This window comes from Buttiauxella gaviniae ATCC 51604, assembly GCF_001654835.1.
GTDB classification, from domain to species: domain Bacteria; phylum Pseudomonadota; class Gammaproteobacteria; order Enterobacterales; family Enterobacteriaceae; genus Buttiauxella; species Buttiauxella gaviniae.
Genome location: NZ_LXEP01000008.1, coordinates 89,561 through 102,292 on the forward strand (window position 1 = coordinate 89,561; position 12,732 = coordinate 102,292).

13 protein-coding genes are annotated in these 12,732 nt (G+C 50.0%); 4 read left to right on the plus strand and 9 right to left on the minus strand.

The genetic code is table 11. The features are described from left to right. Nucleotides 1–40 precede the first annotated feature (40 nt). From M977_RS05530 to dapA, 7 genes are all read right to left on the minus strand, one after another. Entirely contained in the window at nt 41–805 is a 765-nt protein-coding gene (locus M977_RS05530; RefSeq protein ID WP_064512971.1) for a DeoR/GlpR family DNA-binding transcription regulator, read from the minus strand. 152 nt (nt 806–957) lie between these two features. Continuing rightward, the gene (ypfH, locus tag M977_RS05535; protein ID WP_064512973.1) at nt 958–1,656 is read right to left on the minus strand and encodes an esterase; all 699 of its coding nucleotides are present in this window, start codon (nt 1,654–1,656) and stop codon (nt 958–960) included. Nucleotides 1,657–1,730: 74 nt separating this feature from the next. Further along, a complete protein-coding gene (locus M977_RS05540) occupies nt 1,731–3,746 on the minus strand; it encodes a tRNA(Met) cytidine acetyltransferase TmcA (RefSeq protein ID WP_064512975.1) in 2,016 nt (671 codons plus the stop codon). Between the two features lie 24 nt (nt 3,747–3,770). Further along, on the minus strand, nt 3,771–4,652 hold the full coding sequence (gene ypfJ, locus M977_RS05545) for a KPN_02809 family neutral zinc metallopeptidase (protein ID WP_064512977.1): 882 nt from the start codon (nt 4,650–4,652) through the stop codon (nt 3,771–3,773). 197 nt (nt 4,653–4,849) lie between these two features. Then, nucleotides 4,850–5,563 carry a phosphoribosylaminoimidazolesuccinocarboxamide synthase gene (gene purC, locus M977_RS05550; protein ID WP_034459103.1) on the minus strand — a complete coding sequence of 238 codons (714 nt, stop codon included), beginning with the start codon at nt 5,561–5,563 and terminating at the stop codon, nt 4,850–4,852. A 108-nt stretch (nt 5,564–5,671) separates the two neighbouring features. Further along, a complete protein-coding gene (gene bamC, locus M977_RS05555; RefSeq protein ID WP_064512979.1) occupies nt 5,672–6,706 on the minus strand; it encodes an outer membrane protein assembly factor BamC in 1,035 nt (344 codons plus the stop codon). Nucleotides 6,707–6,722: 16 nt separating this feature from the next. Next, nucleotides 6,723–7,601, minus strand: a complete 879-nt coding sequence (gene dapA / locus M977_RS05560; protein WP_034459109.1) for a 4-hydroxy-tetrahydrodipicolinate synthase — start codon at nt 7,599–7,601, stop codon at nt 6,723–6,725. A 145-nt stretch (nt 7,602–7,746) separates the two neighbouring features. On the opposite strand from dapA, the gene M977_RS05565 reads away from it, so the two are divergent. Together M977_RS05565 and bcp are read left to right on the plus strand one after the other, a co-directional pair. Beyond that, a complete protein-coding gene (locus tag M977_RS05565) occupies nt 7,747–8,304 on the plus strand; it encodes a glycine cleavage system transcriptional repressor (RefSeq protein WP_064512981.1) in 558 nt (185 codons plus the stop codon). 14 nt (nt 8,305–8,318) lie between these two features. After that, nucleotides 8,319–8,789 (plus strand): thioredoxin-dependent thiol peroxidase, encoded by a 471-nt coding sequence (gene bcp, locus M977_RS05570; protein WP_064512983.1) that lies wholly within the window; start codon nt 8,319–8,321, stop codon nt 8,787–8,789. A gap of 54 nt (nt 8,790–8,843) precedes the next feature. Here bcp and M977_RS05575 read toward each other — a convergent pair whose 3' ends face one another. Then, nucleotides 8,844–9,914 (minus strand): AI-2E family transporter, encoded by a 1,071-nt coding sequence (locus tag M977_RS05575; RefSeq protein ID WP_064512984.1) that lies wholly within the window; start codon nt 9,912–9,914, stop codon nt 8,844–8,846. A gap of 211 nt (nt 9,915–10,125) precedes the next feature. Here M977_RS05575 and bepA point away from each other — a divergent pair, with 211 nt between their 5' ends. Together bepA and arsC are read left to right on the plus strand one after the other, a co-directional pair. After that, nucleotides 10,126–11,589: a beta-barrel assembly-enhancing protease gene (bepA, locus tag M977_RS05580; RefSeq protein WP_064512986.1), complete on the plus strand. Its 1,464-nt coding sequence runs from the start codon at nt 10,126–10,128 to the stop codon at nt 11,587–11,589. Between the two features lie 11 nt (nt 11,590–11,600). Continuing rightward, on the plus strand, nt 11,601–11,957 hold the full coding sequence (arsC, locus tag M977_RS05585) for an arsenate reductase (glutaredoxin) (protein ID WP_064512989.1): 357 nt from the start codon (nt 11,601–11,603) through the stop codon (nt 11,955–11,957). A 40-nt stretch (nt 11,958–11,997) separates the two neighbouring features. On the opposite strand, the gene M977_RS05590 is transcribed toward arsC, so the two are convergent. Beyond that, nucleotides 11,998–12,699 carry a DnaA inactivator Hda gene (locus M977_RS05590; RefSeq protein WP_226812157.1) on the minus strand — a complete coding sequence of 234 codons (702 nt, stop codon included), beginning with the start codon at nt 12,697–12,699 and terminating at the stop codon, nt 11,998–12,000. Nucleotides 12,700–12,732 lie beyond the last annotated feature (33 nt).

The window sequence follows — 12,732 nt, forward strand, 5'->3', positions numbered from 1 at the left end:
GTGAAGGTTCATTCCAGCCTTCACTGAGGTAGATATGTGGCTAATCAACAATCTCGATGCGAAGATTTTCGCTACTGAAATCCTGCATTCGGGTTTCACGGCTCACCACGACAATATCAATAGCATCACAGGTAGCAACTTTATATCTCGCCACCTGACACATCTTATCTGCAATGACAGCGGCAATAACTTCGTTACTCTGAGCGATGACTTCTTTTTTAAAACAGGCATCTTCATAGTATACGGCTGTGAGCCCAGCCTGTGGGTCGAGGCCACAAACACCGATAAACGTCTGGTCAAAAATCATATTACGGACCTGGTTTACGGTATCTAAACCCAGAGTGCTCCCTGTTTTGGGACTCACTTTTCCTCCCAACAGAATCAACTCCCCTGATTGTCTACTGCTTAATGCAGAGGCAATTTGTGGCGAATTTGTCACGATGGTAAGTTCAAACGACTCAGGGATAAAATCCACCATCGCCAGATACGTTGAACCAGCGTCGATGAAAATACAGGTATCCGGCTTTATCAACTCAGCGCATCGTCTGGCTACATCTGACTTTTCAGAAACACTTTGCGCCACACGGGTTTCAAAGCTCGCTGATTTCTGAAGCTGACTAACAGCCCCTCCGTAGACTTTTTTACATAAACCTTTGCGAGCCAGAACCTGAAGATCACGGCGAATAGTATGTTCTGAAACACCGAGTTGGCGGGCAATGTCGGCGCCAATCACCCTGCCAGTTTCAGTAAGCATTTGATGGATAAGATCCTGCCGCTGCTCAGGGAAAGCATCATAATCGATCACGAAAAACCTCAATCAAACACAATATTGCATGAAGCATAACATGGATGAATTATCTCAGCAGGAACGTGATGTTCTGGTGTGCCCATAGAATCCTGCTGTGTTCAAAATACAGAAGGAGTCTATGAGCTGGGAGCTTCACTCAGACCGAGGGTTCAAAGAAACTCGACAATATCATCGTCGTTTGGCTTACCGCCGCTGAGAGCCTCATCGAAATAGTGCTTCGGCACGGTATAACGCAGGTGATCGAGCGCAATCTGAATGCTGCGCTCATCAATTGCATGGCCCAAATCGTCAATCACATCCAGCGTCACATCACCGCCCAGTTGCATTAACTGTTCGTAAGCATCAAAGGCATGCTTCACATCAATCACTTTATCAACGTCACCATGAATCAAATGAATAGTGGTTGAAGTTGAGGCACTTGGCGGAAGTTGCGCATAACGGCCATTAAAAGCTACCACGCGAGAAGCCAGTTCTGACTGTGCTTTCACTCCCTCAAGCGCCATGATCGCCCCTTGCGAGAAACCAATCAGAGCTGTGGCATTCGCAGGAACGCCACTGTCTTTTTGCAAGTCACGCACCACCTGGACAAATGTTGGCATGATGGCATCAACTCGTGCCTGGCGGTTTTCTTCCGTGACTCCCGCAACGGAAAACCACTCACGGCCTTTATACAGGCCGCTGGGTGCCGGGCCACCTACGCTGACCACCAGCGCATCGGGGAAATGTGGCGCAAACCAGCTACCAATTTCCCCCATTGCTACCGGATTATCGCCAACACCATGAAATAACAGAATCAGTTGCTTAGCCGGGGTGGCAGGGCTTTGAACTACAAAATGGTCGTGTTTCATGGTGTTCTCCTTTAGTTTCTGGAGATGACTATACGCCGGGATTCCATGATGACCATACTGTTTGACTGAACGAGTTAGTGGAAAAATTGCAATTGTAAAAGCGTATTTTTCAGCTCAATGCACTGTTGCTCATCAAGTTTTTCCAGCGCCTTTTGCACTTCCTGCCGCATCGCAATTAACAATGCTTTGCGTCCGGAAATGCGTAATTGCTGGCAAAGAAACTCAACACTTAAACGCTGTTGTACCCGGCCACGTAGTGCGTTAAGGGGTAAATCGCTGGTGAGCAACAAACGGTTCAGAGAGCCCAGACAGGCCTCCACAGGGCGATGTCCAAAGGCAAATCCTGCCAACTCCAGCCAGTCATCACTGTTTAGCGCAGCCTTTTCATCAGGAATAACAGGTAAGGATTGGTCAATCCACGGTTGCAGCCACTTAATATCGCGCTGTAGCCTCTGCTGCTCATGACCAGTCAAAGCTTCACCTTGCTCGGTTAACGGCAATAACGCCATCGCCGTATAGCAGCCACTGCTGGCCTCCCGGTGACTACCTACGCGCACCAACCGGAAGCCACAGCTTTCCCAAAAGCGCCATAACTCGTTAGTAAAACCAAAACTCACCGAAAGATAATCAGCAACAAACATTGCATGATCTTTCACTTTGGCAATCATCTGTTGGCCGCTTTGCTGACGCTGGCGCAGAGGATGCACAGCAATACGGCTGACGCGCAATCCTATAAGTGTCGCAGCTAATGGACTACCGCCATGTGCTGCCAACGATTGCGCCACTAAATTACCACGTGGACGCCGAAATCCGGCCCACACCGCTCGACTGAGATCCTCATGAAGCCCACCCTCCTCCACAAGCCAGGTTGCTCCAATCGTTTCTCCACGACTGATTGCAGCAATAAAATGCTGCCCCGGAGCATCCAGCATCCGACGCCAGTCCAGTGGTGAAGTACGGTAATGCGCGCCAGACAGTAAGCGGTACATCTGTTGTAGTTGTTGCGATGGTTGTAACTCGCTGGCACGTTCAATGACCTGCAAAGAAATCGTACCTTGCGGGGCTGTCGTTATGTCGATTTCATCAAATAGCAAAACCGCGTCGATTAACTTTTCCAGCGGATCATTTGCAGCCCAACGGATGGGTGTTGAAAGAGTGTAGCGCGTCAGTGCGTCGAGACTTGCGCAGAACTTGAGTACAAACCCGCGCCCTGTCCCTTCATAACCCTGAACCGTGGTGATGAGTAAAGCCCGCGGGAAATGGGATATTAGCTGGCGTAGCTGGGGTGCCGGAAGCGCTGCGGCTTCATCAATGATGAGCCAGTCGGCCTGAAATGCATCGGGGTTGGCAAGCAGTGCGTCAGGTGCGACAAAATTGAAACGCTCGCCTGCATGCTCAGCGAGCACATCCGTCGCCGCTTTTCCCGGAGCGGTTACCAGCCCTTTGACTGGAATCCTTTGCAATAACATCCCCGCCAGCGCAGATTTACCACGCCCGCGGGGAGCAGTAACCACCGCAACGCCCGCAGGCATATTCAAAAGTTTAGCCAGAATAGCGGCCTGCTCTGCAAAAGGTGCACCATTGGCTGCATGCCATTGTGGACGTGGCGAGAAAGCAGGGATTTGCAGCGGCTGATACTGCTGCCAGAGCACGCATTCGCTATCTGCACTGATACAGTGCTGTAGATGAGCGATAAAATGCGGAGTAGGAATCGCTTCCGGCTGCTCACTCCAGCGGCTTGAATCGCAATCGGGCTGCATCGGCCAATTGTCCCAGTCGGGAACCAGCAGAACCAACCAACTGCCCGCTTTAAGCGTTCCCGCGAGGGCTGCCAGCGCTTCAGCATCAAGCCCTTCTCTTGCATCAAAGACCGCATGGAGAATCTCACGGCCCAATAGAGTGCGCATTGCCGACGTTGCACAATGAAGCGGCAATTCCGGGGCTGCACCAACCCATAGCCAGTCACCGGGTAATTGCCGGGTAAGAGATTGTACTTGCTGACTACTCCAGGTTTTCTCACCCGCCATGATAATCATACGGCGAATACCAGCATCAGCCATACTGGCGGTTGCTTGCCTTAGCTGCTCCATGGCTTGCGTCCTTGTCACATCTCGTTATTTGGCGGTATTACCGAAGGTATTGCACTGCGCCGGGTCACCGCTATCGAAACCGCGTTTGAACCAGGTATAGCGCTGTTCTGAAGTACCATGGGTGAAGCTGTCGGGAACAACGCGTCCCTGACTCTGTTGTTGCAGTTTATCATCGCCAATCGCTTCAGCTGCATTCAACGCTTCCTGCAAATCTCCGGCATCCAACACTTCTTGTTTTTGCATGCTGTTGCCCCAGACACCCGCGAAGCAATCGGCCTGCAATTCCATTTTTACAGAAAGACGATTGCCCTCCGCCTGGCTTACACCCTGCTGGAGCTGGCGGACTTTAGGTTCAATCCCTAACAATTTCTGCACGTGGTGGCCGACTTCATGAGCAATGACGTAGCCTTGAGCGAAATCACCATCAGCGCCCAGTTTGCTTTTCATTTCATCGTAGAAAGAGAGATCGATATACACCGTGCTGTCAGCCGGGCAGTAGAAAGGCCCCATGATTGACTGACCTGTGCCACAGCCAGTACGTGTACTGCCACGGTACATCACCATTTTTGGTGGTTGATAAGTGCGCCCCATCTTCTGGAAAACTTCTCCCCAGGAGTCCTCGGTCGTTGCCAGAATAACCCGGGTAAATTTAGCGGCCTCATCATCGTTAGGGCTAATGGATCGTTGCGTAGATTGCTGTTGCGGAACGGGCTGCCCACCGAGCATTGAAGTGAGATCGACACCATAATAGCTCGCCACAACGACCACTATTAATAAGATGATACCGCCTTTACCGCCAGGTAAGCGGAATCCACCGCCGCCGCCGCCGCCCCCGAAACTTGGGCCAGAAGAGTTGTTTCGTCTGTCTTCAACATTGTCGCTTTCGCGACGACCTTGCCAGCGCATAGTCGACCTCATTATTCATAACTTGTAATAAGTAGATCGTAGGTGGTTAATTCCAGGATTACCATAGGAAACAAGATGTGAAAAAGCCGGATGTAAAACACATCCGGCTTTAAAGGAAATCTTGCTGTAATACCTAAAATAATTCGAGTTGCAGTAATGCGGCTACGCCACTGCAGCTCGAAGTATGACGGGTAAACTTAGTCTAATTGAACGCCAAGACGACGAGCGACTTCTTCATAAGCTTCAATCAGGCCACCAAGGCTCTGGCGGAAACGGTCTTTGTCCATCTTGTCGAGGGTTTCTTTGTCCCAAAGACGGCTACCGTCTGGGGAAAACTCATCACCCAGTACAACCTCGCCGTTGAACAAACCAAATTCCAGCTTGAAATCGACCAGGATCAGACCCGCGTCATCAAACAGTTTGCTCAGAACATCGTTAGCTTTGTAGCTTAACTCACGCATACGAGCCAAATTCTCTTTGTTCACCCATCCAAAGGTTTCACAGTAAGATTCGTTGACCATCGGGTCATGCATCGCATCGTTTTTCAGGAACAGGTCAAACAGCGGTGGATTTAGCTCAATGCCTTCTTCAATACCGAGGCGTTTAACCAGTGAGCCCGCCGCGCGGTTACGAATTACACACTCAACCGGCACCATATCCAGCTTTTTCACCAGCACTTCGTTGTCGGAGAGCAGAGCTTCCATTTGCGTAGGAATGCCCGCCTCTTCCAGTTTAGTCATAATGAAATGGTTGAACTTATTGTTCACCATGCCTTTACGGTCAAACTGTTCAATACGAGCACCGTCTCCTGCTGAAGTATCATTGCGGAATTCGAGCACCAACAGATCCGGATTTTCCGTGCTGTATACGGTTTTCGCTTTGCCACGATACAACTCAGCTTGCTTTTGCATCTTTCTTACTCCAGGTGTGATTTAACTAAAAATTCCGCTATCTGTGTCTACGCACACGTTTGCGTAGCCTAACAGAAAAAAGGCCAGAGAGCTCTGGCCTTTAAAATGTTACTTGCTGAATGCTGCCTGGAATGCAGCTACCAGAGCATCGTTCTGAGACTGCGTCAGCGTGTGACCTTTCGGATCGATGAACTGCAGACTACTGCGGTTATCGAGGTCGCCCACTTGCAGTTTATAATCGCCACTGGACAGACCCGGGTCTTTCGCCCCTAAATCTTGCCATGCGCTGTCAGACAATGGTTTGTAAGTTACAGCCATGCTGCCTGTTGAACGCGTAGAGTCGGTGACTTTCATGCCCACTTTCTCAAGCGTTGCCGGTAAACGGTTCCATACGACGTTGAATGGACCACGCACCACCAGCATTGGCAGGCCAGTGTCGTCAGCGGCACTTTGAACATCAAGCTGCGTTGCTGCACGACTTTCTTTCGCGTTTTGCAGATCGGTCTGGGTTTTATCCAGTGCCGCACTGATGCTGTTAAGCATTTCTGCACTATAACGTTGCATAGATGCCGCATCAGAAATTGGCTTGCCAGCCTGTTCCAGATTCAGCAGCTTAACCACCACAGCTTGTTGATAGCCCTGAGGTTTCACACTGATTTGATAGCGCCCACGGTACTGCTGATCTTCATCAGCACGGTTCCATTGGACCCAGTCAGTGGTCAGCGTTTGGCTTGCGTCATCACGTTTATCAATACCGTAATTTTTCGCCTGTACAGCGCTTACGACCTGTGGCCACAGCGTTGCACTACGCGCACTTTCAACCATCAGAGTTGCGGTGTCCCCAGTAAACTGAGTACGTGCTCCACTGACCAATGCCAGAGGTTGAGCCGGCGGACGGATATCCAGCTGTTTGCCTACTGCGCCGCTGCCGTTGGTGACCGGAATATTGTATTCACCATTCTGCACCGGGAGGATCATCCCCGCCGGGGAGTGGATTTCCGCGAGGGGTGCTGCATCCAGATAGGATTCATCACCACTAACCTGGCGCTTATAACGCTGGTCGGTGCTACATGCTGCTAACAGCATGGCTAACGAAACCACTGCAACTTTCGCCACCGTCGACTTCTGTACTGAGTAAGCCATCAAATCTCCCTAAACTTTACAGCAAACCGGCATGCTTGAGCGCGCTAACAATCACCGGACGACTGGCTTCAGTCAGCGGTGTCATTGGCAGGCGTAAGGTATCGGTCGCCACAAGTCCCAACTCTCTACAAGCCCATTTGACCGGGATAGGATTGGGTTCAACAAATAATTTATTGTGCAGCGGCATCAAACGTTCGTTGATAACGCGCGCTTGCGCATATTGCCCATTGGCGGCCAGTTTACACACTTCTGCCATTTCTCGCGCGGCTACGTTTGCCGTCACAGAAATCACACCGTGGCCACCCAATTGCATAAAGTCCAGCGCACTCGCGTCATCGCCGCTAACCAGGATGAAGTCATCTTCAACCAGCTCTTTGATCTGGTTTACTCGTGTTAAGTTCCCGGTAGCTTCTTTGATACCAATAATATTTTTAATCTTCGCCAAACGGCCTACTGTTTCAGGCAGCATGTCGCAACCGGTACGAGATGGCACATTGTACAGCATCTGCGGCAGGTCGGTGCTTCCGGCGATTGCTTTGAAGTGCTGATATAGCCCTTCCTGGGTTGGGCGGTTGTAGTATGGAGTTACCGTCAGGCAGCCCACAATTCCGCTGTTTTCAAAACGCTTTGTCAGCGAGATAGCTTCAGAGGTGGCATTCGCGCCAGTCCCTGCGATAACCGGAATACGGCCATCGGCCAGTTCCAGCGTCATCAGTACCACATCACCGTGCTCGTCATGGCTCAACGTAGCAGACTCTCCGGTAGTACCTACCGAGACAATCGCCGAGGTCCCGCTGGCGACATGGTAATCAATCAGTTTTTTCAGGCTTGACCGGCAGACATTACCTTTCTCATCCATCGGCGTCACAAGCGCGACAATACTTCCAGTGAACATTGGCCATCCTCTGTGCTAACAAGTGTCTCAATGGTACGTTTGGTGCAGGATCAAAAGCAAGTCACCAGGTGACGCTACACGGTTGTACGCAACTTTTTTTTATGCTTTCCTTATGATATCTCACCGATTCACAGGAAGAACACGTTTGACACTCTCACCACACCATTATTTGGTCATTACGGCCCTTGGGGCGGACAGACCTGGTATTGTTAATACCATCACCCGCCATGTGAGCAGTTGCGGCTGTAATATTGAAGACAGTCGCCTCGCTATGCTCGGTGAAGAGTTCACGTTTATCATGCTGCTTTCTGGCAGTTGGAATGCCATAACCCTGATTGAATCAACGCTACCGCTGAAAGGTGCTGAGCTCGATTTATTAATCGTTATGAAACGTACCGCCGCGCAAGAGCGCCCGGCAATGCCAGCAACAGTCTGGGTACAGGTAGAAGTGACCGACTCGCCTCATTTAATCGAGCGTTTCACCCATCTGTTTGATGCCCATCACATGAATATTGCGGAATTGAGTTCTCGTACCCAGCCGGCTCAGGATGGCAATCCACCCCAGCTGTATATTCAGATAACAGCTCATAGTCCGGCAGGTCAGGATGCGAATGTTATCGAAGATGAATTCAAGGTCCTCTGTACAGAACTTAAAGCACAAGGCAGTATTAACGTTGTGAATTATCCACAGCAAGATGATTAAGACGGAGAGTTGTAATGAGCCCACTGAAAGCCGGTGATAGCGCACCGAAATTTAGCTTGCCTGATCAAGACGGCGAGCAAATAAATTTAACCGACTTCCAGGGACAGCGCGTTCTGGTTTATTTCTATCCTAAAGCGATGACGCCAGGCTGCACCGTGCAAGCATGTGGTTTGCGCGACAACATGGATGCGTTGAAAAAAAGCGGTGTGGAAGTGCTGGGTATTAGCACCGACAAACCAGAGAAACTTTCACGTTTTGCTGAAAAAGAGTTACTGAACTTCACCCTGCTTTCTGATGAAGACCATCAGGTCTGCGAGCAATTTGGGGTGTGGGGCGAGAAATCTTTTATGGGCAAAACCTACGATGGCATCCACCGTATTAGCTTCCTGCTAGATGGTGAAGGGAAAGTTGAAAAAGTGTTTGATGATTTCAAAACCAGCAACCATCACGACATTGTGGTGAACTGGCTGAAAGAAAACGCTTAATAGCTACGCTAAAAATATTAAAAAAGCCGACTTCACGTCGGCTTTTTACTTTCTCTAATTTAGCTTATCGTCTATCAACACACTATCCGGCCAGGCATGCACCACCGCTTTAATCAGCGTAGCAAGTGGAATCGCGAAGAAGACGCCCCAGAATCCCCACAACCCGCCAAAAATCACAACTGACAGAATAATCACCAACGGATGCAAATTCACCGCTTCAGAAAATAACACCGGTACGAGCAAGTTACCGTCCAACGCCTGAATGATGAGATACACCGCGAAAAGCGTCCAGAATTCAGGGCCAATGCCAAACTGGAATAGCGCCACGCATACTACCGGGATTGTCACGACAAACGCGCCAATATATGGAATCAGCACAGAGAATCCGACCAGCACTGCCAGTAGCAGAGAGTAGTTCAAGCCAAAAATCACAAAACCAATATAGGTCACCACACCTACAACCAGCATTTCCAGCACTTTGCCGCGAATGTAGTTCGTAATTTGCTGATTCATCTCCAGCCATACCTGCCCCGCAAGCCCACGGTTTCGAGGTAAAACCCGGCGAACAGCATTAAGCATCTGTTCTTTGTCTTTGACGAGGAAGAACACCATCAGAGGCACTAACACCAGATAAATTGCCAGCGTTAACAGCCCAACTAATGAAGCCAGTGAATATTTCACCACTTGATCGCCCATCCCCATCATGCGCCCACGCATGTTCTCGGCGATGGCATCAATGATGCCTGCATCAACCAGTGCCGGATAACGTCTTGGCAGTGTGGCGGCATAATCAGAAAGTTTATTCAGCATTCCCGGCATGTCACGTATCAGATAGATACCCTGCTGCCAGGCAACTGGCGCAACTACCAGGACCATCAGCAGCAAAATGCCGACAAACAGCACCAATACAATCGTTGCAGCCCAGGTTCGTGAACATCCGATACGCTGAAGCCGTGCGGTTGGCCACTCCAGTAAATAAGCCAGCACAATCGCCACCAATAGCGGCGCTAACAGTCCGTGGAAGAAGAATAGAATGACAAATCCTGCAACCAGAATGACTAGCAGTGCGATAGCCTCCGGATCGCTAAACCGTCGTCGATACCATTGCAACAACATTTCAAGCATACATCCCTTCCCTGACAGTATTGTGCGAGGAGAGATTGTATCTAAATGTCACTGTAAAGACTTTGCTTTTTATGTCTGTTCAATGGCGGTTTAAAATTGTCGCAGATAAGATAGGTCTCAGTCATGCGGTGGGCTACAGTTCATCTTTGTATGCGAACAAATTCACGTAATACATGTCGAAGATTAACTTTGATTAAACAGGACAGGACGTATGTTCAAGCAGTTGAAAAAATCGCTGGTTGCAACACTGATGGCAGCTTTGATTGCGGGTCCAGTAACTCCAGCCTTTGCGGACGTTAGCGACCAACTGCCAGATATGGGAACTTCAGCAGGTAATACTCTGTCAATTGGCCAGGAAATGCAGATGGGCGACTTTTATGTTCGTCAACTGCGAGGCAGCGCCCCATTAATCAATGACCCTTTGCTCGTGCAGTACATCAACAAACTGGGTATGCGTCTGGTTAGCCATGCCAACTCCGTTAAGACCCCTTTCCATTTCTTTCTGATCAATAACGACGAAATCAACGCCTTTGCTTTCTTCGGCGGCAATGTGGTGCTGCACTCGGCGCTATTTCGTTATGCCGATAATGAAAGCCAACTCGCCTCGGTTATGGCGCACGAAATATCTCACGTCACACAACGTCACCTGGCGCGAGCCATGGAAGATCAGAAAAAAAATGCTCCACTAACTTGGGTGGGTGCATTAGGTTCTATTTTACTGGCGATGGCCAGCCCTCAAGCGGGTATGGCAGCGTTAAGCGGAACACTCGCCGGTACACAACAGGGCATGATCAGCTTCACGCAACAAAACGAGCAGGAAGCAGACCGTATCGGTATTCAGGTGTTGCAGCGCTCCGGTTTCGATCCACAAGCGATGCCAACCTTCCTTGAGAAACTGCTCGACCAGTCGCGTTATTCATCTCGCCCACCAGAAATTTTGCTCACCCACCCATTACCTGAAAGCCGTTTAGCAGATGCACGCAACCGAGCCAACCAAATGCGGCCGGTGGTGACACAATCTTCAGAAGATTTTTACATGGCAAAAGCCCGTACGTTGGGTATGTACAACTCCGGACGTAACCAACTAACCAGTGATTTATTGGATAGCTGGTCTAAGGGAAATATTCGCGAACAACACGCGGCGGCATATGGTCGTGCGCTTCAGGCGATGGGTGGTAATAAATGGGATGAAGCCCGTAAGCTTTTACAACCACTGCTTACCGCACAACCTACAAATGCGTGGTATCTCGATTTATCTACCGATATTGACCTTGGGCAAAATAAATTCGCGGACGCTATCAATCGACTGAAAAACGCGCCTGATTTGAAACAGAACCCGGTGTTACAGCTTAACCTTGCCAACGCCTATGTTCAGGCAAAACAGCCAGAGCAGGCGGCAGCAATTCTCAATCGTTATACCTTCACTCACCCTGATGATAGCAATGCCTGGGATTTGTTAGCGCAAACCGAGGCTGATTTAGGCAATCGTGATCAAGAGCTCGCTGCACGCGCAGAGGTGATGGCACTCGTTGGGCGTCTTGACCAGGCTATTTCGCTGCTCAGTAGTGCCAGCGCTCAAGTGAAATTGGGTAGCTTGCAGCAAGCCCGTTATGATGCGCGAATCGATCAGTTCCGCGAACTGCAAAAACGCTTCCTTCCGTATTCTAAGATGTAACAGGAGTTACGATGTCTACAGCCGTTTCTATTTATCACAATCCGCGCTGCTCTAAGAGCCGTGAAACGTTAAGCCTGCTAAAAGCAAATGGCGTAGAACCCGAAGTGGTGCTGTACCTGGAAACCCCTCCGGATGCGGCAACCATCAAAATGTTGCTCAGCCAATTGGGTTTTGCCAGCGCACGCGAGTTAATGCGTCAGAAAGAGGATTTGTACAAGGAGTTGAATCTGGCAGATAGTGCATTAAGCGAAGAGCAATTGATTCAGGCGATGGTCGAAAATCCAAAGCTAATTGAGCGCCCGATAGTGCTGGCTAATGGCCAAGCCCGTATTGGCCGCCCGCCTGAGTCGGTGCTAGAAATTTTGTAGTGATAATGGCGGATGCCGCGCTGTGTATCCGCCAAACGAATTAAAGACTCAGAATCTCTTTCACAAACGGGATCGTCAGTTTACGTTGCGCCGTGATAGAAGCATGATCCAGCTGATCGAGCGTCATAAACAGCGTACGCATTTCGCGATCCAAACGTTTTAACAGGAAGCGGCCCACATCTTCTGGCAGCTCAAAACCGCGCAGTCGTGAACGCAGTTGCAGGGCCTGAAGTTTGTCTTCGTCGGAAAGCGGTTGCAGCTTATATATTTGGCCCCAGTCAAGGCGCGATGCGAGGTCGGGAAGTTGCAAATTGAGCTGGCGCGGAGGACGATCGCCGGTAATCAACAGACGGGTTTTTCCTGATTCAAGAATGCGGTTATAGAGATTAAAAATCGCCATTTCCCACAGTTCGTCGCCCGCTACACACTCAATATTGTCGATACACACAAGCGAAAGCTGCTCCATACCGTCCAATACTTCCGGGACAAACCAGGTGCGCTTATCAAGCGGCACGTAGCCAACAGCTTCGCCACGTTGTGACAGTTCCGCACAGGCGGCATGCAGCAAATGGCTGCGCCCTCCTCCCTCTCGCGACCAGAAATAGATATATCCGCTGTGATCCTGACGGAGCACGGACTGGAGTGCGGCGAGTAAAGAAGGGTTATCACCCGGCCAGAAACTCGCAAAAGTTTCGTCATCAGGCAAATAGAGTGGCAGTGATAGCTGTGCCGGCGTATTCAGAATTACCTCAACCATAACAGGCAGAAAAACGCG